13 protein-coding genes are annotated in these 20284 nt (G+C 53.0%); 8 read left to right on the top strand and 5 right to left on the bottom strand.

From position 1 onward, the window contains the following. Positions 1 to 550 precede the first annotated feature (550 nt). Entirely contained in the window at positions 551 to 6421 is a 5871-nt protein-coding gene (locus tag C8N40_RS05290; RefSeq protein WP_108210737.1) for a T9SS type B sorting domain-containing protein, read from the top strand. 9 nt (positions 6422 to 6430) lie between these two features. After that, positions 6431 to 7447 (top strand): PorP/SprF family type IX secretion system membrane protein, encoded by a 1017-nt coding sequence (locus C8N40_RS05285; RefSeq protein WP_108210736.1) that lies wholly within the window; start codon positions 6431 to 6433, stop codon positions 7445 to 7447. Between the two features lie 526 nt (positions 7448 to 7973). Here C8N40_RS05285 and C8N40_RS05280 read toward each other — a convergent pair. Together C8N40_RS05280 and C8N40_RS05275 are read right to left on the bottom strand one after the other, a co-directional pair. Further along, positions 7974 to 8183: a heavy-metal-associated domain-containing protein gene (locus C8N40_RS05280; RefSeq protein WP_108210735.1), complete on the bottom strand. Its 210-nt coding sequence runs from the start codon at positions 8181 to 8183 to the stop codon at positions 7974 to 7976. 135 nt (positions 8184 to 8318) lie between these two features. After that, positions 8319 to 10553, bottom strand: coding sequence for a heavy metal translocating P-type ATPase (locus C8N40_RS05275; protein WP_108210970.1), 2235 nt, complete (start codon positions 10551 to 10553; stop codon positions 8319 to 8321). Between the two features lie 361 nt (positions 10554 to 10914). Here C8N40_RS05275 and C8N40_RS05270 point away from each other — a divergent pair, with 361 nt between their 5' ends. The 3 genes from C8N40_RS05270 (at position 10915) to C8N40_RS05260 (ending at position 15356) form a co-directional block, all read left to right on the top strand. Continuing rightward, entirely contained in the window at positions 10915 to 14241 is a 3327-nt protein-coding gene (locus C8N40_RS05270; protein WP_108210734.1) for a PAS domain S-box protein, read from the top strand. A 27-nt stretch (positions 14242 to 14268) separates the two neighbouring features. Continuing rightward, on the top strand, positions 14269 to 14673 hold the full coding sequence (locus tag C8N40_RS05265) for a response regulator (protein WP_108210733.1): 405 nt from the start codon (positions 14269 to 14271) through the stop codon (positions 14671 to 14673). Positions 14674 to 14969: 296 nt separating this feature from the next. Continuing rightward, on the top strand, positions 14970 to 15356 hold the full coding sequence (locus C8N40_RS05260) for a hypothetical protein (RefSeq protein WP_108210732.1): 387 nt from the start codon (positions 14970 to 14972) through the stop codon (positions 15354 to 15356). Between the two features lie 143 nt (positions 15357 to 15499). On the opposite strand, the gene C8N40_RS05255 is transcribed toward C8N40_RS05260, so the two are convergent. Then, positions 15500 to 15853, bottom strand: coding sequence for a hypothetical protein (locus tag C8N40_RS05255; RefSeq protein ID WP_108210731.1), 354 nt, complete (start codon positions 15851 to 15853; stop codon positions 15500 to 15502). 379 nt (positions 15854 to 16232) lie between these two features. Between C8N40_RS05255 and C8N40_RS05250 the strand changes: the two genes are divergently transcribed. After that, entirely contained in the window at positions 16233 to 16460 is a 228-nt protein-coding gene (locus tag C8N40_RS05250; RefSeq protein ID WP_092103335.1) for a hypothetical protein, read from the top strand. 4 nt (positions 16461 to 16464) lie between these two features. Here the strand turns inward: C8N40_RS05250 and C8N40_RS05245 are convergent, their stop codons facing one another. After that, positions 16465 to 17466, bottom strand: a complete 1002-nt coding sequence (locus C8N40_RS05245) for an alpha/beta fold hydrolase (RefSeq protein ID WP_245905001.1) — start codon at positions 17464 to 17466, stop codon at positions 16465 to 16467. 129 nt (positions 17467 to 17595) lie between these two features. Further along, positions 17596 to 18318 carry a porin family protein gene (locus C8N40_RS05240; RefSeq protein WP_108210730.1) on the bottom strand — a complete coding sequence of 241 codons (723 nt, stop codon included), beginning with the start codon at positions 18316 to 18318 and terminating at the stop codon, positions 17596 to 17598. A 277-nt stretch (positions 18319 to 18595) separates the two neighbouring features. Between C8N40_RS05240 and C8N40_RS05235 the strand changes: the two genes are divergently transcribed. Beyond that, positions 18596 to 19645, top strand: coding sequence for a nucleoid-associated protein (locus tag C8N40_RS05235; protein WP_108210729.1), 1050 nt, complete (start codon positions 18596 to 18598; stop codon positions 19643 to 19645). A gap of 96 nt (positions 19646 to 19741) precedes the next feature. Continuing rightward, entirely contained in the window at positions 19742 to 20173 is a 432-nt protein-coding gene (locus C8N40_RS05230) for a hypothetical protein (protein ID WP_108210728.1), read from the top strand. Positions 20174 to 20284 lie beyond the last annotated feature (111 nt).

The following is a 20284-nucleotide window of genomic DNA, read 5'->3' as shown; positions in this document are numbered from 1 at the left end:
GGGAGACCGGGAGTGTGGTGAAGGAAAGACCGGCGGAGAAGTTGTATCAGCACGCTAAAGTATAACTATTCTAATTATTTAGTATAACTATACTGACTAGATATAAATATAAGGAAATATAAATATTATACTTAACGCGCTGCTATTGAGCCGTTATTGCGCTACTGAAAGAGTCCAAAACGTCTTCGCGCAGCAAGCTCTGGTCCTTCTCTTCAAACTTGCTTTAGCGGACTAAAAAATTGTAATCATCAAAAAATCAGCGCTATACGAAACATAGAAATTTTAGGTTTCAAAACTCATTGGCTTTTTTCAAAAAAACATGCTCCGTTTTGAACTTTAGCGCCTCTAAAAGCACTTACCTGTAATGAGCCTGCCCCTTCGGCTTTTGGACTTAAACCCGAATGCACAGCAAGCACTTAGGATTAGCAGGCTCCTTTATTGAAACATTTCTGAAATGGCGACTTCCTTCCGGGTATGAGCCGTGGCTCCAGGGATGTGATTTTAATAACCAAGAGCAGCTTTATATAGAGAAATTTTACAGCCAAAGTATATGCGATCCCCTGCCCTAGGCATTTTATGTCTGCTACTGCTGCAGCTTTGGAGTGCCCTCTCAAACTCAACCTACGCCCAAACCTGTACCGTACAAATCACCACTTCCGGCAGCCTTTGCGGCGATGGCCAGGTGATACTTTCAGCCACCGAGGCTGACTCCTATTTGTGGTCTACCGGGGCTACTTCTAAAAGTATAACCATCACCCAACCTGGCACTTACTCGGTTAAAACCACACAGGCCGATGGCTGCGAGGCTACCTCCGAGGAACTGGTGATAACGAATGGTCCGGATGCCACGGTGGCCGACCCAATCAGCTTCTTTACCTCCTGTAGCTATGCGGGCAACGTGGCCACGTTTGAGCTCACCATTGAGAACGCTTCCACCACCAAAGAGACGAACACCCGCTATGTTATTAACTGGGGCGATGGGAACTCCACCACCCTGGGAGCAAAATTTGAGACAGCCACCCATACGTATAAATCGGGTGGCTCTTTCCGTTTGATCGTAACGGCTTATGACGCGCACGGCTGCAGCAGCACCCATGAGGAGCGCGTTTTCATTGGCAGTAACCCCAGCCTGGGTATCTCCAGCCGCGGCAACACCAACGACTGTGCCCCGGCCACTTTCATTTTCGACATCGACAAGGAAATCACCAAGTATAACTCCCCGCAAACGGTTTATACTTTTCAGTTCGACGACGGCTCGGCACCGATGGTGTTCTCGCACGCTAACCTGCCTTCCACCATCGAGCATACCTTCACCGAGTCCTCGATGAAGAAACCGGGACGCGCCTTTACCTTAACGGCTACTGCCACCAACCCCTGCGGCACCACACCTGCCACGGTGGGCGGTATCAAGGTGTCCAAAGGCCCTATAGCTGATTTCGCCTTTGGAACTGCCTGTCTGAACGCTCCTATAAAACTGACCGATAAAACGATTGAAGGCTTTAATGCCAACGCCAACACGGATGCCAGTGCCGGCAGCTATATCGTGGATTGGGTAATCTCTCCGGCAGATGGATGGGAGTATACTTCCGGTAACAGCAAGACCAAGAGCCCTTCGGTGAAATTCACCAAACCGGGTACATATTCTATCCAGATGACGGCCACGCCAACGGGTCTTAACACGAAGTGTTTGGCGAGTACCGTGAACAAGGTTATCACCATCGAAGAGCCTCCGGTAGCCGATTTCACCCTGAACGGGGACAATAGCTGCGTGACAGCCGTTTTCGCTGCCACCAATACCTCTACCGGTCCGGAAGCAGCTTATACTTGGCGCGTGAGCCCTGCCGAAGGGTGGGCCTTCGCCAATGGCACAAAGTCCAGCTCCAGAAATGCCGAGTTTCAGTTCACCAAGCCGGGCACCTACACCATCGCCCTGACTGCCAGCAACAATTGCCAAACCTCGCTAAAAGAAGCCACCGTCGTTATCAAAGGCAAGCCGAAGGTGCAACTGCCCGCGCAGCAAGTATACTGCGGCCCGCAGACCATCGCCTTTACAGCCGACAGCAAGCTGCACGCCCCTGTGTATGATGCGCAGTTCGGCACCATCAGCCAATATACCTGGTCCGTATCTGGTCCGGGAATGGCAAGCTTTGCCGAGGGCACTGATGCGGATTCGGCTTACCCAAGTATAAACTTCACGGAGGCAGGCACCTATACGGTTAGTGTAGTGGCCACCAACGAGTGTGGGGCATCAGAGGCAGCTACGCAGCAAATCTCCATCAACCCCTTGCCGGAGCTAAAGGTGACCCCGGCTGCCCCAGAAGGCATTTGTAGTAGCGGCAGCGGCACCACCCTGACAGTAGCAGGCGCAGACACCTATACCTGGGCACCTGCCACGGGTTTAAGTGCCACCACCGGCAACACGGTAACCGCCAACCCGACAGAGACAACCACTTATACCATCACAAGTACGAACAAAGAAACAGGCTGTACCAGCACCACCACCTATACCGTAGTCGTGCACCCGTTGCCAGAGGTGAAAGTAGCCGCTTCGTCTCAGGAGATTTGCCAGGGACAAGGCAGCGCTATACTTACGGCCTCCGGTGCCGACACCTATACCTGGTCGCCGGGCACGGGTCTTAGCGCTACCTCGGGGGCTGAGGTAACGGCTTCTCCATCCGAGACTACCACGTACACGGTAACAGGTTACAACAGCGCCACCGGCTGCAGCAGCACATCTACGGTAACGGTAACCGTGAACCCCTTGCCAGAAGTAAATGCTGGCCCTGATATGACTGTTTGCGACGACCCTACCCCACTGACGCTAAAAGCCAGCCCGGCAGGCGGTACCTGGAGCGGCGAGCATGTGAGCGCTGACGGCATCTTCATCCCGAACGGCAGGGGCTCCTTTGTCCTGACCTATACTTACACCGATGCCAAAGGCTGTACCAACTCCGACCAGATGACGGTGCAGGTAACCGACGTGGCGCAGGCTGCTGTAGCACAAAAAGTACAGGAGGTCTGCCTGAACGAGGGCAAGTTTATACTTGGTGCTAGTCCGGCGGGTGGCAAGTGGAGCGGTTCTAAATTCGTATCGGTGGACGGCACTTTCACGCCATCGGAAGTAGGAACATATACGCTGACTTACAAGGTGTATACCGGCACCTGCTTCACCACCGACGAGATGCAGGTGGTGGTAAAACCGCTGCCTGCCGCTCCGATAGTATCGGGCATCAAAGACATTTGCTTTAACACCTCGACCACCTTACAGGCAGCTGTACAATCGGGCCACGTGAACTGGTACGACCAACTGAACGGAGGCAAACTCATCGCCACTACTCCGGCAGGTACTGGCTTCGAGACCGGCAACCTGACTAAAACAACAGATTTTTATGCCGAGCACGTGGGCGAGAACCAATGCGCCGGTCCGCGCACCCGCGTCACCGTAATCGTGCGTCCGGAGATTGCAGCGCCTGTGGTAGCACCTGTTATCATTTGCGGGGGCGGAAAGGCCACGCTGGTGGCGCAGGGCAATGCCAGCAAGTATAACTGGTATGATGCCAGCGGCAACCTCCTGGTAAAAGAGGGTAGCAACGTTTACGAGCCGACTGTGGAGCGCACGACTACTTTCTTTGCTGAGGCGGTAGTAGGCAACTGCGCCGGCCCGCGCACCCAGGTGCAGGTAACGGTAAACCCTATCCTGGACAACAACACCATCTCGGCTCCGGAAATTGTATGCGAGGATGCGCCGTTTACCCTAACGGGTTCAGAGCCTGTTGGCGGAAGCGGCAAGGGCTCCTATACTTACCAGTGGATGAGCAGCCAAAACGGCACCACCTTCACCAACATTCCAGGCGCCACCGGTAAAGATTACCAGGTGCAGGCAGGGCTCAAGCTCCCGACCAAGTACAAGCGGATGGTATACTCTGATGGCTGCGCGCTGGCTTCCGAAGCGGTAGAAGTGAAAGTAATCCCGGCCATTACCAAAAATGAGCTGCGCGAAGTAGCGACGATTTGCCACGGCCAGGTACCGGACGAGATTCAGGGGGTATTGGCAGGAGGCGCCGCCCCCTATACTTATACCTGGTATGTGAGCAAGGACAACGTCAACTTTACGGCGATAGAAAACAGCAACACGCCTAACTACAAGCCAACAACGCCACATACCGGCAATACCTGGTATAAGCGCGTGGTGCAGTCGGGCTCTTGCCAGGCAGTAACCAGCAACACCATCCTGGTGCGGGTAATGCCGCCTATCAGCAAGAACATCCTCTCCGGCGCGCAAACTATTTGCGAGGGCGATGCAGCTACGATAACTGGCCAAATGCCGGAAGGCGGCTACGGCGCAGGCAGCTATACTTACTACTGGGAGGCCAGAACGGCAGGCGGCGAGTACCGCGAAATACCGAACAGCCGCGGCAGCAACGCTAAAGACTGGACGGCAAGCAACTTGACCGAGACCACCTCTTTCCGCAGAGTAGTCATGTTGGGCACCTGCACGGTGAGCACCAGCGACCCGGTAACAGTCACCGTGAACCCCAAGCTCCTGAACCTGATTACAGGAGACCAGGAAGTATGCCAGGGCGGCACCCCTACCCTGCTGACCAGCCTCACGCCGACCACGGGTGGCGAAGCCGGCAAGTATAACTATGCCTGGGAGTATAAGCCAGAAGGCAGCACCGACTTTATGCCGGCTCCGGGCGCCAACACCCGCGCCGACGGCAGCTACCAGCCGGGCAGCCTGGGCCGAACCACGCTTTTCCGCCGCAAGGTTACCTCTGGTGGCTGTATTAGCTACTCTGAGCCGGTGAAGGTAACGGTAAACGCTCCGATTGAGAACTATAATATCAAGGCTGACCAAAGCATCTATGCCGGTACCAAGCCAGCCACGCTAACTGGCCTGAACACGGCTCCGGTAAAAGGTGGCAACGGCAAGTATAGCTACCGCTGGGAGTTCAGTACCGACGGCCAGAACTTTGCCCCGGCGGAGGGCAACAACCTGAATGCCGACTATACTTTCCCGAGAGGCTTGTATCAGGACACCTGGTACCGTCGGGTAATTATTTCCGGCGGCTGCGAGGCTGTTTCCAACGCAGTTAAAATCTCGGTGATTGCTGAAATCGCCAGCAATGTCATCAAAGCGGACCAGGTAATTTGTACCGGCAGTCTGCCAGCCCTGCTGGAAGGCGACGTGCCAAAAGGCGGTGAGGGCAACTTTAATTACCGCTGGGAGATGAGCACCAAAGGCGATAAGACGGGCTTTGTAACAGCACAGGGCTATAACGGTGCTCCGAACGATGCGCAGAACTTCCAGCCTGGCCCGGTTAGCCAGGACACCTGGTTCCGCCGCGTGGCCACCTCCGGCGCTTACAGCAGCACCAGTAATGCCGTGCTGGTTACCGTGAAGCCTGCCCTGAGTAACAACGTGGTGCTTTCCGGCACGCAGACTGTTTGCTACGGCGAGGCACCTGCTACACTGGTAGGTTCTGAGCCAAGCGGAGGCAGCGGCAACCCGGCCTACCTGTGGGAGCAAAGCAAGGCACGCAATGGGGTGTATACGCCGGCTCCGGGTCAAAACAACCGCAAGGACTATACGCCAAACCCGCTGACGGAGGGCACCTGGTTCCGCCGTGTGGTTACGTCTGCGTCCTGCGGCTCGCTTACCAGCAACCCGGTGGAAGTGAAAGTAACTCCGCTTCCAGAAACTCCTGTGGCACAAGGCACTACCATCTGCGCCGGCCTCAGCACGACGTTAACGGCCAAAGGCACAGGCGTAGGCAAGTTGGAGTGGTATGCCAGCGCGGCAGGCGGAACCCCGGTTGCCACAGGCAGCACCTTTAAAACGCCGGCTTTGCTCCATACCACTACCTACTATGTGCAGGAGGTGCAGAGCTGTGCCAGCAAGCGTTTGCCGGTAACGGTTACCGTAACGGAGCCTAAGCTGAGCGCGGGACCTGATGTGACCATTCTGGAAGGCAGAAGTACCCAACTGCAGGCTAGCGGCGGCCTGACCTATACCTGGTCACCAGCTGTCGGCATGGATAACCCGAACATCGCCAACCCAATGGTTAAGCCTGAGAAAACCACCGTCTACACGGTAACGGCTATGACGGAGGGCGGCTGTACTTTCACGGATGAAGTGGTGGTCGTGGTGCTGCCATACGTTGACATCCCAAACACGTTCACGCCAAACCAGGACGGCATCAACGACACCTGGGTCATCGAGAACATCGAAAAGTATAGCAACTGCCGGGTGGAAATCTTTAACCAGTGGGGCAACCTGGTATTCGCATCCGATGGCTACAAACAGCCGTGGGACGGACGCCAGAACGGTAACCCGCTGCCAATGGCCACTTACTACTATGTTATCAAATTAGACCGAAACGAAAAGCCGCTTACCGGCAGTGTAACTATCGTTAAATAAGCCAGATCTATGAACAAACTTTTAGCCTTGGGTGTGATGTTTTTGGTGGCAACTGGCAGCGCCTTTGCCCAGCAGCGCCCTCAATTTACCCAATATACGTTGAATAATTACCTCGCCAACCCTGCCATTACGGGCATCGAGGATTATGCCGACCTGAGGCTGGGAACGCGCCACCAGTGGTCGGGGCTGGAGGGAGCACCTCAGACCTACTATGCCACGCTGCACATGCCGATAAACAAGTCGGGTGGCAGCACTTATGGTGGCAGAGGGATGGCGAAGGAATCGAGCATGAAGTCCACGAACATGTACCGCAGGGTTCGCTCACACCACGGCTTCGGCTTGATGGCCATGTCCACGGAAACAGGTCCATTGAAGCGGGGCAGCGTCTCGGCCAGTTATGCCTATCATCAGCCGCTTTCGCGCACCGTGAAGGTTTCTGCCGGCGTGCAGCCAGGCATTATACAGTACAGCCTGGACCCGGCGAAGGTGAAGCTGGCCGGCAACAGCCTGCACGACCCCGCTATTTATGATGGCAGGGTAAACGAGGTGAAGTTTGACCTGAGCATGGGCCTTTGGCTGTACTCGCGCAACTTTTACGCAGGCGTGGCAGGGGCGCAGCTGGTACCGAGCAAGCGTAAATACCTTACCGACAATGCTCCGTCTGATGACGATGGCTCGCTGCAGCAACACTACTACGTAACAGGCGGCTACCGCGTGGACGTAGCTCCCTATGTTTCACTTATCCCTTCGGTGATGGTAAAGGTGGCACAGCCAAGTCCGGTGTCGGTGGATGCCACGATGAAAGTGATGTATGCCGACAGGATTTGGGCCGGGGTGACGTACCGGCACCAGGAGTCAGTGGCAGCGATGGCGGGCATCAACATCAGCCCCCTCCTCGACCTGGGATATTCCTATGATGCCACCACTTCTCCGCTCGGGCATGCCAGCGCCGGCAGCCACGAAGTAGTGCTTGGCTTCAAGCTGCGCAACACCCGCAAGATAATTTGCCCGGAATGGGCCTGGTAGATATAAATAATGGTTTAGTTTTGAGAGTACAGAAATGGGGCAGCTACTTTAGCTGTCCTTTTCTTTTTCAGCCCATTCAAAGTATAAAACTATACTCCTCTGTACTCGTGACTAGCTATAGCTGTGGACTATGACCTAGATTAACTTATTATATGCTCTTTCGGATTTGTAATCCGAAAGTTAGGAACCGCGGATTTGTAATTCGCAATGGCAATAAGCTCAATTAGGGAAAACCAATCCGCCCTCGCTCGCCTCTGGCGAGTGTGAGCTATCCCCCGGCCTCTGGCCACTGAAGTATACACTTTATACTTTCGCTGCCTATACTTTCACACTTATTACACGCATGTATGGGCGTCAATTCATTACGCACTCCCGCCAGAAGTGTGCGAGGATATGTAAAAGGCTTATTTGTAAGTAAAACACACAGCCTCACATCAATTTATACTTGCTCCCCAAAACGAAAAGGCTGACAGGGAACAAACCCCGTCAGCCTTTCTAAAGCTAAAGCTAAACTTATACTTCATACTTAAATTTGCGCTGCTTCAAAACCAGCTTTCTTCACGGTATTTTCGATGGTTTGGGCGTCCACTGCGTCTGCTTTCACTTCCAGCACTTTATCCGGATTGTCAGTATCTACCTTCCACTCCTGCACGCCTTCCAGCTTGTTGAGGTGTGGGGTTACAGCTTTTACACAGTTTCCGCAGTTGATATTGGTTTTAAACTTATAGGTTTCCATACTTGTCTAGTTTTATATTTAACATAATTAACACACTTTACACTTATTGAGAGCAGCGGCACGAGTTGCAGGTTCGCCCCACCAAAGTATAAGACTTATACTTTCTAACTTTATAACTTCTCAACTTTCTAACTCTCATAATTTCTTGCCGCGAAGTCTCAGGCTATTGGTTACCACCGACACCGAACTCAGGGCCATGGCCGCCCCCGCAACCATCGGGCTCAGCAGGAAGCCGGTGAAGGGGAACAACACCCCTGCCGCCACCGGAATACAGATGACGTTGTAGAAGAAGGCCCAGAACAGGTTCTGGTGGATTGTCTGCACCGTAGCCCTTGATAGCTTCACAGCCCTGGCTACCTGCGTCAGGTCGGAGCGCATGAGGGTGATACCCGCCACTTCCATAGCTACGTCCGTGCCCTGTCCCATAGCTATACTTACGTCGGCGGTGGCAAGCGCCTGCGCATCGTTTATGCCGTCGCCCACCATGGCTACCACCTTGCCTTCTGCCTGCAGTTTCTTCACAAACTCTGCCTTGTCGTTGGGCAACAACTCTGCCTGGAAATGGTCTATCCCTACCTGACGGGACACGGCCTCTGCCGTTTGCCTGTTGTCGCCGGTGAGCATGTATACTTCCAGACCGGCCTCGTGCAGAGCTTTTATACCTTCGGCGGCGGCAGGTTTAATCGGGTCGCTTACGGCAAACACGGCCAGCGCCTGAGCGGCATCGGCAAAAAAGATGGCCGTCTTCGCGTCATCCTGCAGGGCTTTTGCCGCCTGCAGCAGGTACTCCGGCAGCACCACGCCCTGCTGGCGCAGGAGCTTCTCGTTGCCAGCCAGGTAGCGCTTGCCTGCGAAGGTAGCCTCAATGCCCAGACCTGTAAGGCTGTTGAAAGCGTCAGGTTGCACGGCCTGCCGTCCCTGCTCTTTGTAGAAGGTATAAATGGCCTGCGCAATAGGGTGCTCCGACTGTGCCTCCATTGAAAAGAACAGGGTTTCGAGCTGCGCCTGCTCCGGCGTATCCTGCGCCCATACCACATCCGTTACAGAGGGTTTACCCAAGGTGATGGTACCGGTTTTATCCAGTATTACGGCATTCACTTTATGGGCGTGCTCCAGGCTCTCCGCGTCTTTTATCAGGATGCCGTTTTCAGCACCTCGTCCCACGCCCACCATGATGGCTGTTGGCGTAGCCAAACCCAGCGCACACGGACAGGCAATAACGAGTACCGAGATTGTCGAGAGCAGCGCTTCGGTTAGGTAGGCCTGGCCTCCAAACACCATCCAGGCCGCAAAGGTGAGTATAGCAATCACCAGCACGATTGGTACGAAGATGCCCGCAATTTTATCTACCAGTTTCTGTACCGGGGCCTTGCTGCCCTGCGCCTCCTGCACCAGTTTGATGATGTGCGCCAGCATGGTCTCGCCGCCGGTTTTCTGCGCAATCAATTGCACGCTGCCTTTTTGGTTAATGGTGCCGGCATAGAGCAAATCGCCCGGGTTCTTCTGCACCGGCAGCGGCTCCCCGCTCAGCATACTTTCATCCACATAGGTAGAGCCCGAAGCTACTTCTCCATCCACCGGCACGCGCTCGCCCGGCAGCAACACGACCCTGTCGCCCAGTTGTACCTCTTCTATCTTCAGCTCCATCTGGGTATCGTTTCGCAGCACCCGCACGGTTTTGGGCTGCAGGCCCATCAGTTTTTTAATAGCCGAAGAGCTCCGGTCCTTAGCATTTTCCTCCAGGTACTTGCCCAGAAGTATAAACGCGATGATGACGGCCACCGCCTCAAAGTACACGTGTGGCATCAGCCCGCGGCTCAGGAAAAACTCCGGGTATACGGTGTTAAACACGCTGAACACATAAGCGATGCCGGTACTAAGGGCTACCAGCGTGTCCATGTTGGCACGGCCGTGCCTGGCCTGTGCCCAGGCGCCGGTAAAAAAGCGCTGCCCCGCCCACAGCAATATCGGCGTGGTCAGTATAAGCATGGCCCAGTTGCCCCAGGCGAAGGTGTCGTGGAAGAACATGCCCAGCACAAACACCGGGAAAGCCAGGATACTGGCTATAACCGTTTTGCGTTTTAGTGCCGCCAGCGACTTAGCCTGCCGCTCTTCCAGTTCTTCCTGGGTGGTTTCCTCTATGAGTATATCAAAGCCGATCTCCTGCACGGTCTCGCGCAGTTGCACAGGGTTTACCTCTTGGGCATCGTAGGCCACCTGCACGGTTTTACCGGCAAAGTTCACGTTAGCCTCGGCTACCCCATCGCGCGCGTTCAGCATACTCTGGATACTGTTGGCGCAGGAGGCACAGGTCATTCCTTCTACCGGAAAGGTGGCTTTGGTTAGTTTTCTATCTTTTACAGTTGCCATTTCTTTCATCGTTTTATCTGTTACAAAGATACCTCTCATTGTCTCCAGGGATGTTACATAATTCCGGATAAGGGTTATATAGTTTACGCTAACGAAGTGGGCGCTCCTGCCCCGGTGCCATGATGTGGTTGCACTGTATAGCTGCTGCATTTATACTTTGTATGCTTACCTTTACTTCTACCCAAAAAGGTATTTTGCTAATTCCAAATAATTTTAAAGCACTTTCCTTGGTCATTCTTATGTTCTTATCTATTATTGTACAATAAGGACCACAATATCTTTATTGCACTATACTTACCTGCTTACCTTAAACCCCGGAACAAACAGTTCGGAGGGTATGACTTGACGCTTACAGAGAATAATGATAACACCTGAGAACAGGCAGGGATATGCGCGGGCTATACGGTATATAGGTATAGCCTTCCTTAGCATGATGGTGGCCCTTGTATCGGTTTGCCTTTTCTTTTACATACAGGTTAGTCAGTTGCAGCAGGAGTACGGAGGCGAGATGCTGCGCACCTACAAACGGCTGGAACTGGCAAACAGCCTCTTCAAGAACAAAGAACTGACCCAGGATCTGCTAAGCGCGCACCTGCGCACAGCCGATAGGGCCAGCAAAGACAGCATACACCGTGAGCTTGCAAAAGCCTACGCATCCAACGAGGCTACTATCAGGGAACTGCACACGGTGCTGGAGCAGCCTGAGCAACGGCGCACCCTACACAGCATCAGCCAGGACCTCGAGCAATACCATGCCCATGCAGACAGCCTGATCAGGCTCTCCCGTAACCAGCAGCAGCAAAAGGCAACGGCGTACAACAGGGCGCACGTAACCCCTTTCTATATCCGTCACCAGGCAAACCTCATCAACCTTAGCAACGGGCTTACAGCGGCAGGCAAAAGGCACACCTCTGAGTTTTTCCCGGCCGTTACGGATATTATTGACAATTATGCTTTTCTGCTTTTGCTGGCGGCTGTCTGCATTATCTGGGCAGCCTTTGCATCAAGCAGGGTTACCAGGCGGCTGCAGCACGAGAACGACAGGCTCAATAAGGAGATAGAAGAGCGGGAGGCACTACAGCTTAAACTGGAACAAACCCAACTGCACTTCAAACGGCTCTTCGATCTCAACCCGATCCCCCTGTTTGTGTATGATCAGGATACGTACCGGTTTCTGGAGGTAAACGAGGCGGCCGTGCAGGAGTATGGCTATACTACGGAGGAGTTCCGGCAAATGACAATCCTGGATATCAGGCCGGAGGAGGAGCGGGAGAAAACAAAAAGACATCTCAGCCAGCTGGATAAGGCCGCCTTCGCCTGCAGCGAGCGGGTTCTGCACAAGCGGAAGGATGGCTCCGTTTTCTGGGTGAAACTTAAGTCGCATGCGTTTGCAGCGGCAGATGGCGCGTTTCCCCGCCTTGTAACGTCTGAGAACGTGCAAAAGCAGGAGGACTTTATAGAAGAGCTGCACAAGAGGGAGCAACAACTCCGCGAGGTTAGCTCCAGTATACCCGGTGCCGTGTACCAGTTCAGGATGGACGCCGACAGGCACATGAGCATACCCTTTCTGAGCGGCGGCATTACGAGGCTATTCGGGGTTACGCCGGAAGCAGTATACCAGGACCTGAACATACTTTTCGATGCCGTTCACCCGGACGACCTGCCGGATGTGAAGGAAAGTATAGCTTTGGCCACCCGCCACTTCCAGCCCTGGGTAAAAGACTTCAGGCTCTGGAACAAGGTGCGGCAAAAGTGGACCTGGATTCGCGGGCACGGGCTCCCTTCCTCCAAAGAGGACGGGACGCTTATCTATAACGGTACTTTTATTGATATTACAGACCAGGCAGAGGCACAGCAGCAGCTGATAGCAAGCGAGGCCAACCTGCGCGCCCTGCTCGACAGCTCGCCACAGGCTATTTACCTGCTGGACAAGGACCTGAACGTCATACTTTTCAACGCTGTGGCAGCCAGGGAGGTGAAGCAGCTAACGCTTCGGGAACTGCAGGCCGGGCAAAGCATACTCAGCATCACGGCCGAAGAACAGAAGAGCATGCTCCTGGAAAGTCATGCACGGGCCATGCAGGGCAAACCCACCACTTACGAAACCGGCTTCGGCGACTTCTGGTTTGAGGTGGCTTATCGCCCCGTGATGACGCAGCAGCAGGAGATCATTGCGGTGGCCATGAGCATCCATAATATATCGGAGCAGCGCAAAATCATAGCCGCCATCCGCAACAACGAGGCACAGCTCACCAGGGCCCAGAAACTGGCCAAACTCGGCAGCTGGGAATACGACATCCTGCGCGACACCCTCACCATCTCCGACAACCTGTACAATATCTATGGCATCGCCCCCCATACTTTTACGGTAACCTTTAATAGCATCGTTTCCTTTTTCCACCCCGACGACAGAAACGACGCTTTAGAGGCTTTCCTGCGTGTGATTGAGGAGAAAACAGCTGCTACGACAGAGCACCGCATACAACTAAAGGACGGATCGGTCAAATACCTGCACCAGACTATGGAGCCACTGGTAACCCACGACGGGCAGGTGCTGAAAGTAACGGGCACCGCGCAGGATATCACCGAGCAGAAGCAGAAAGAGATGGAGGTAAGGGAGGCCAAGGACCTTTTCCAGTCCACCATCGAGAACATCCCAGAGGTTATTTTCTCAGCCGATGCCGACTTCCGGATCTTCTACATCAGCCCGCAGTGCTGCGATATCACAGGATATAGTGAAAAAGAATTTATAGAAGATCACCTCTGGCCAAAGATTATCCATAAGGATGATTATCCGGCGCTGCGGGGCCTGCTGGAGGAAGAAGTGCCGCTGGGCAAAAAGATACAGCACGAAATGCGCATCATAGCTCGCGACGGCAGGGAGAAATGGGTATTGCTGCGCCTCTCCCCTATGCTGGATGAAGATGGCAAAATACTGCGCCTGGACGCCTCCGCCGCCGATATTACCGAGCGCAAGTTGGTGGAGGCTAAGCGAACGCTGCTAACCGAGCAGCTGCAGCTACAAAACCAAAACCTGCAGCAGTTTGCCTATATCGTGTCGCATAACCTCAGGGCCCCCATCGCCAACATACTTGGCCTGACCAGAGTATATGACCGCCAGCGGCCGGAGTCGGAGCTCAACAGGCACATTATTGACAGCCTGGCCAAGTCGGCCCAGAACCTCGATAACATCATCCGCGACCTGAATTACATCCTGACGGTGCGCGGGCAGGTGCTGAGTGTTTCGGAGGAGGTGCTATTTGAGGAGCTGCTGCAGGATATACTGAAGAGCATCTCTATGGAGCTGGAGAAATCCGGTGCAGAGGTGGCATATGATTTCAGCGAAGCCCCCGGCATTGTCTCGCTGAGAAGCTACGTGTACAGCATCTTGCAGAATCTGATAACAAATGCCGTCAAGTATCGTGACCCGGCGCGTAAGCCAAGCATTTATTTAAGAACTTATAAGGAAAAGGATTATATTTGTATCGAAGTTTCAGACAATGGTCTTGGCATCGATCTTGCAAAAGTAAGGGGCAGCTTGTTCGGACTCTACAAGCGCTTCCATCCGCACATAGAAGGCCGGGGCCTGGGGCTGCACCTCGTAAAAACCCAGGTAGACCTTCTGGAGGGGAAAATCGAGGTAGATAGCCAGCCTGGCAAGGGCACTACATTCAAAGTCTATATTTAAAACAGACGACAGAACATTAGGAGAGGTATGTTAAAAAAGGTGGTTCTTATTGATGATGATCAGATAAACAATTTTGTTTGTGAGACGATCATCAGGAGTGAAAACTTCGCGGAAAGGGTGGTGAGTTATGAGTGGGCAGAGGATGCGCTGAACAACCTGAAGCAGGCGGCTGAGCAGAACCCCGAGGAGTTTCCGGATCTGATATTCCTCGACATCAACATGCCGGGTATGGATGGCTGGAAGTTTCTGGATGCCTATAGGAGCTTGCCGGAGGCTGTTACCAAAAAATGCTGCCTGTTTATGCTCTCCTCTGCTGTGGACAGAGAGGATATCATCTGCGCCAAGACCCATTCCGAGGTGCGCGACTTCTTTTCAAAACCGCTTTCGCCTGAAATCCTGCACCTGATCAAGGAAGATTACCTCCTGTCGTAAAATCTGCCCTGAACTATAAATATAGCTATTGCTAAAGTATAGCCACTGCTCGCTGCGGTGGCTTTTTTTGTGTCTCCGCCCCCCTGTCTTTACACACCGCCAACTGCTACAACATAAGTAAATTTATATACTCTTATATATACTGTATACAATATTCAATATTAAATACAAAAATCATACAACCCTTCTTTTAACAGGTGCGTACTGTTGAGTGTCTTCCGAGGCTTCTATATAGCTATATAGGGGCAAGGAGGGATACAAAAATTAATACAATTTTACACTTAACAGATAACCCTATGAAATACATTTTACTATTTGCGTTTGCTTTCTTAATTCATACTTCCGTTTCCGCACAATCCAACATTACCCTGAGCCGGGAGGCGGAGGCATACTGCACCAACCTTACCCGCTCCATGGCTAACGAGCTACGGCTAAACGAGCTGGGGTACATTAAACTGAAGGAACTGAACCGGGAGCGTATTGCTGCCACCCAGGAAATCCTCAAAAACCACCGCAACGACACTCACCTTGCCGAGCAGCTATTGGAGAAGCTGGCTCAGGAGTACGATGAGAAGGTAACGGCTTTCTTAAACCCTAATCAGCTGCAGGCCTATGCTAACTATAAAAGTCAGCCGACACAGCAGCAGCAAACCCGCTTCGTAGCCGTCAGCTACGAGGACTAACCACCCGAAACGCCCAAGATGATGCAGGCCGTCACACCTGCCGGCCTGCATCGAATGGAAATACCTATAAATGCAGCAGCGGGAGCCATGATTGGCTCCCGCTGCTGCATTTATACTTTATTAAAACTTTGTTACGTGCGGCTTTAGTCTGCGTCTCCTTTCCTATTCTCGCCCAGGGGCTGCTCGCCCTTGCGAATTCCCGCCGTGTCGCCGGACATGCCTGTGTCGCTGCCCTCTGCCTCAAAGCCAGGGCCCTGCGCGAAAGACTCCGTGCTTAACGGATCGTGGGCGCCGTAGCCGGTTGTTTCGTCGCCCCGGATGTGCATGTTCTTAAGCTTGTCTTTTTGCCCCGGGCGCTCGGTATAGCCTTCGGGTCCCATGTTGCGTTTTGCAGTCGGGTCAGGGGAATTGCCCATGCCTACGCGTTTGTTATAGTCGCTATGTATGTTCTTCTCCTCGGATGGAGCTTTCTTTTTATCTTCCTCTCTATTATTCATCGTTTCTGAAGGTTAGTTACAGAGAGGTATACGCTGTAACAAGGCCCCGGTTTGAAAGCAACTCACCCTTATTAACATAATAAACAAACTATAGAGTATAATCTGGCTTGAGTTATACTTTCAGACGGAAGTATAAAACCAGGTCGCGATTTATACTTTGGGGAAGGTGTAAACCCACCCCTACCCCTCCCAAGAGGGGAATTACACTACAGTCACAGGAATTTACCTCTTGGGAAAGGCGGGTTTAGCGCAATTCAAGTTATAAAGTATAAACTGCCGCAAGTACGGAGGCTTCCCTTATCTTTGCTTAAATTTTGCCCCCATGGCACCTCCGGTACGAAATATGCGTTACCAGGTAATTAACCATTAACAGCAGCAAATGAAGTTATCGAAGATATACGACCCGCGGGAGATGAACTCCTACCAGTTTGTGGCCACCACCGGCCTGGTGATGTCTTTAGTCGCCAACCTGATTATGCTGCTGCTAGGCAAAACGGTGGATAACTTTAACGCGCTTTACGTTTGCTGGATCGCCTTTTTTATACTTGGCACCATCGCCAACTTTAACAGCAAACCCGGCGACCACGACCACCATCACCACCATTAATAAATCACTTCTTTAGGAAACGCAGCAGTTCCTGGTGGAAGCGCTTCGGAACTTCCAGGTGCGGAATGTGTCCCACGTTCTGTAGCTCAAGTAGTTGTGCCTGAGGAATTGCCTTGGCCGTTTGCTTGCCCAGCTGCGGGTACTGCCCATACTGCTGCTGTTTCGCTTTGTCCTGGATATACCCCTTCCCTACGATGGTGCGGTCCTCCTGCCCTATTACCACCAAGGTAGGAGCCTTCACATTTCCAAACTCATACACCACCGGCTGCTGGTAAATCATGGCAAAGGTCAAGGCGGATACTTTAGCCACTTTCGGGTAATCGGGGTGATTGATTTGGGCAGCGGGCACCTGCACCCATTCGTTAAACTCCGGTTTCCAGGCGGGGTAATAGGTTTGGTGGTAATTGCGGATAGCCTGCTCGGTTTGTTTCAGCTCGGCCTGGTATAGCTCCTGCATACTTTTGTAGGGCACCATCACGCGGTAATCTTCCAGCCCGATGGGGTTTTCCAGTACCAGTTTGGAAGTCATCTCCGGGTACATCAGCGCAAAACGCGTGGCCACCATGCCACCCATGGAGTGGCCCACCACCGCCACCTGCCTCACCCCAAGGTGTTGCAGCAACTGCTGCGTGTTCTGGGCCAGCTGGTGGAACGTGTAGTATACTTCCGGCTTGTCAGACTTTCCGAAGCCAATCTGGTCCGGCACTACTACCCTGAAGCCGTTTTTGGAAAGAAAGTCGATGGTCTGGCGCCAGTAGGCTCCCATAAAATTCTTGCCGTGCAGCAGCATCACCACCGGCGCATCGGTTGCTTTTTTGGCCGGAGCCACATCCATGTAGGCCATTTTATACTTCCCCCCTTCCAGTTCTACTTCAAAATAATTTACCGGGTGGGGATACTCATAGCCGTCGAGGGTGGCATTGAGGGAGGCCGGCACCTGTTGGGCCAGCACCTGACCTGCCAGTAGCAGCAGGCTAAACAGCAGTAAGTTAAGTTTATGCATCATTACATGTTTGGTTTTCCCCCTCATAACAGGCTGGCCCGGGATTAAGTTATACTTTCCTGCCCCTGCAAAAAGAAGAGCCCACCGCTGTAATAGCGGTGGGCCCCAGTAAATCACTCAAACACTAAACTTTTAGAAGGTAAAGCCTACAGAGGCCTTTATCACGTGGTTGTAGGTATCGAAGTTGCCATTGCTGTCGATGGAGTTGAGGCCGTAATCGTAGCCGGCGCTGAGGTTGAAGCCGCTGGCAAACCTGTAGCCAAGACCGCCGGTAAGGGCCACATCAAACTCGCGGAAGCCGCTGTTCATGTCCCACTCCTGGTTCAGGGCCTTAAACCCAAAGGCGCCGGCCTCGGCCGATACTTTGTTAGAGAGTAGGTAAGACACCTGCGGGCCAGCGAAAATATGGAATCCTTCGCCTACGTATACTTTGGCTAGTATGGGCAGGTCCAGGTACTCCGCCTTGTTGGTCAGGGTTACGTTGGCGTTCAGGAAGTCGAATTGCTCGAGTGGAATCTTGCCTTTCAGCACGGTGCCTTTCTGGGAGTACTGCAGCCCTGGCTCAATCTCGAAGCCCGGCGCTACCGGTATACTTACGTACGTGCCCACATGAAATCCTGGGCGCATCTCTTTGCTCACATACCCACCAGACATATCCACCAGATCCTGCATGCTTTGCACGGTTTCACCTTGCCAGTCGGCCAGGTTGAGGCCGGCCCTGATGCCGAAGCGCACCTGATTTGGGTTGTTATTATAGGCAGATTGCTTGTTGTATCGAACAGGCTGCTGCTGGGCCTCGGCACTGGCCGCTGCCAGTCCCACAGCCACTGCTATGAGTAGGAAAATCTTTTTCATGGTAATAGTAGATTTGTTTCTTCATCCTTTTCCGTTAAGCTGGCCTGCTCGATCTCGCTAAAGAAATAACCATGCCAGAAAAGTATAAACTCCCTTACTCACCAAACTCTTAAAAGTATAAAATACTGATTACCAATATCATATTTTAGCAAGATTCTATACTTCTTGCCGTACCTGTCGCCACATCCCTACTTAAAAGTATAAGTGATTTCGATTCCGCATCGGCAATGCGCGGCTAAATGCGTAGCTTTGGAGCCTTAAAAAAGAAGCTTAACAGATGAAAGACAGAACGCAGGTGCGCCTGAGGAAACTGGCTGTGCACCGGGTCGGGAACAAGGCAAAAGAGGAAGGCGTGGTGGCCTCCAGGGAGTTGGTGGACCTGCACGACGAGCAACTGTACGACCTGCTGCTCAACTACTTCCTGTCGCCGTTTAAGCAGGAGGAGTTTTTCCGCTTTACCCATACTTCTGACCTGGCCCTGAACGAGATGTTTGCCTACGCGGCGCTGATGTTTACCGAGCCGCAAAACTTCCACGAGTACTCGGTGCACATCCTCAACCACCTCTACCAGCAGTCGGACCACCCGAAGGTGAAGAGCGGCGAGCTGTACGTGGTATACTTTGAGGGCTGCGTGATGGATGACGAGGTGGTGGACGCCATCGGTGTGTTCAAATCCGAGAACAAGGATACGTTCCTGACTTTCCAGGATGAGGCGGACGACCTGAATGTGAACTACCATTTCGGCGTGAACCTGAAGGGCGTAGACAAGGGCTGCATGATTTACAACACACAGGCCGAGGACGGGTTCCGGGTCAAAATGGTGGACGCCAACAGCTATGACGCCGTTTTCTGGAAAGACGATTTCCTGAGCGTAACCGAGCTGAAGGACACTAACTTTAACACCAAAGCCGTTCTGAATCTGTGCAAGGATTTCTCGGAGGAGGTTTTCGCCCGCACCGAAAGCAAAAAGGCGCAGGTGGACTTCATCAGCCGCTCGGTGGACTACTTCTCCAAAAGCGAAACATTTGACCTGGAGGAGTTTACCAGCAGCGTGATAGACGAGCCGGAGACGAAGGAGCGCTTTATGCAGTACAGCCATACATTTGCCGAAGAGCGCGACATTGAGGGCTTCACCGACTTTGAAATCAACAAAAACACGGTGCGCAACATGAAGCGTAAGTTCCGCAACTTTATAAAGCTCGACACCCAGATAGAGATAAAGTTCAGCGGCTACAACCCCGAGCAGAGCGAGCAGTACGTGGAGCGGGGCTTTGACAAGGAGCGCGGCATGCACTTCTACAAAGTATACTTTTACAACGAGAGCTAAGCGAAACTATCAGCAGCCGAAACCTGTTTTATACTTCTTAAAAGAACCGGAACGATAATTGCCTGTACCAGCAGGACAGAAAACGACAAGAAAAGTATGAAGAAGATTGTCTTTGCCATCGCATTTGCCATCGCTGCCCCCTCCGTTTTTGCGCAGGCCCAACAGCCGCAGGCCAAAAACGCGCAGGCCGCGCAAACGCTGGAGCAACGGGCCGAGGCCATTACCGCCGGCTTTACCAGGAACCTGCGCCTCTCGCCGCAGCAAAGTCAGAAAGTATACGCCATTAACCTGAGCAGCCTGAAAAGCGCCGAAGAGGCTCAGAAGAAGTATAAGAACAACCCTAAGAAGCTGGTAACCCAGATGGACATGATCAGCCAGACCAGGCTGTCGCAGCTGAAGGATGTACTGACGCCGCAGCAGTTTCAGCAATACCAGCAGCGCCGCGAGGAGAAAATGGGCGTGCCGCGCGAGATGCAGAGCAACCCCGCCGCCAGGCAGCAAAACTCCGCTTACCAGGACAGTTACTAACTCAGCAAGCACGGCTCCCGCCGTGCTTTTTCTTTTGCCCCGGTTCCTGTATCCCCCATTTCATCTCCCTTCACTAACAAAACCAGACCGTCTGACACTAAAATTTGCTTA

It is taken from the genome of Pontibacter mucosus (assembly GCF_003054055.1).
Classification (GTDB): domain Bacteria; phylum Bacteroidota; class Bacteroidia; order Cytophagales; family Hymenobacteraceae; genus Pontibacter; species Pontibacter mucosus.
Note: the sequence above shows the minus strand (reverse complement) of the source record. Positions and strands in the feature narration are given on the sequence as shown.

Coding starts and splice junctions, on each gene's coding strand:
- C8N40_RS05290 (WP_108210737.1), top strand. CDS start 551: ATGCGATCCCCTGCCCTAGGCATTTTATGTCTGCTACTGCTGCAGCTT.
- C8N40_RS05285 (WP_108210736.1), top strand. CDS start 6,431: ATGAACAAACTTTTAGCCTTGGGTGTGATGTTTTTGGTGGCAACTGGC.
- C8N40_RS05280 (WP_108210735.1), bottom strand. CDS start 8,183: ATGGAAACCTATAAGTTTAAAACCAATATCAACTGCGGAAACTGTGTA.
- C8N40_RS05275 (WP_108210970.1), bottom strand. CDS start 10,553: ATGGCAACTGTAAAAGATAGAAAACTAACCAAAGCCACCTTTCCGGTA.
- C8N40_RS05270 (WP_108210734.1), top strand. CDS start 10,915: ATGATAACACCTGAGAACAGGCAGGGATATGCGCGGGCTATACGGTAT.
- C8N40_RS05265 (WP_108210733.1), top strand. CDS start 14,269: ATGTTAAAAAAGGTGGTTCTTATTGATGATGATCAGATAAACAATTTT.
- C8N40_RS05260 (WP_108210732.1), top strand. CDS start 14,970: ATGAAATACATTTTACTATTTGCGTTTGCTTTCTTAATTCATACTTCC.
- C8N40_RS05255 (WP_108210731.1), bottom strand. CDS start 15,853: ATGAATAATAGAGAGGAAGATAAAAAGAAAGCTCCATCCGAGGAGAAG.
- C8N40_RS05250 (WP_092103335.1), top strand. CDS start 16,233: ATGAAGTTATCGAAGATATACGACCCGCGGGAGATGAACTCCTACCAG.
- C8N40_RS05245 (WP_245905001.1), bottom strand. CDS start 17,466: ATGATGCATAAACTTAACTTACTGCTGTTTAGCCTGCTGCTACTGGCA.
- C8N40_RS05240 (WP_108210730.1), bottom strand. CDS start 18,318: ATGAAAAAGATTTTCCTACTCATAGCAGTGGCTGTGGGACTGGCAGCG.
- C8N40_RS05235 (WP_108210729.1), top strand. CDS start 18,596: ATGAAAGACAGAACGCAGGTGCGCCTGAGGAAACTGGCTGTGCACCGG.
- C8N40_RS05230 (WP_108210728.1), top strand. CDS start 19,742: ATGAAGAAGATTGTCTTTGCCATCGCATTTGCCATCGCTGCCCCCTCC.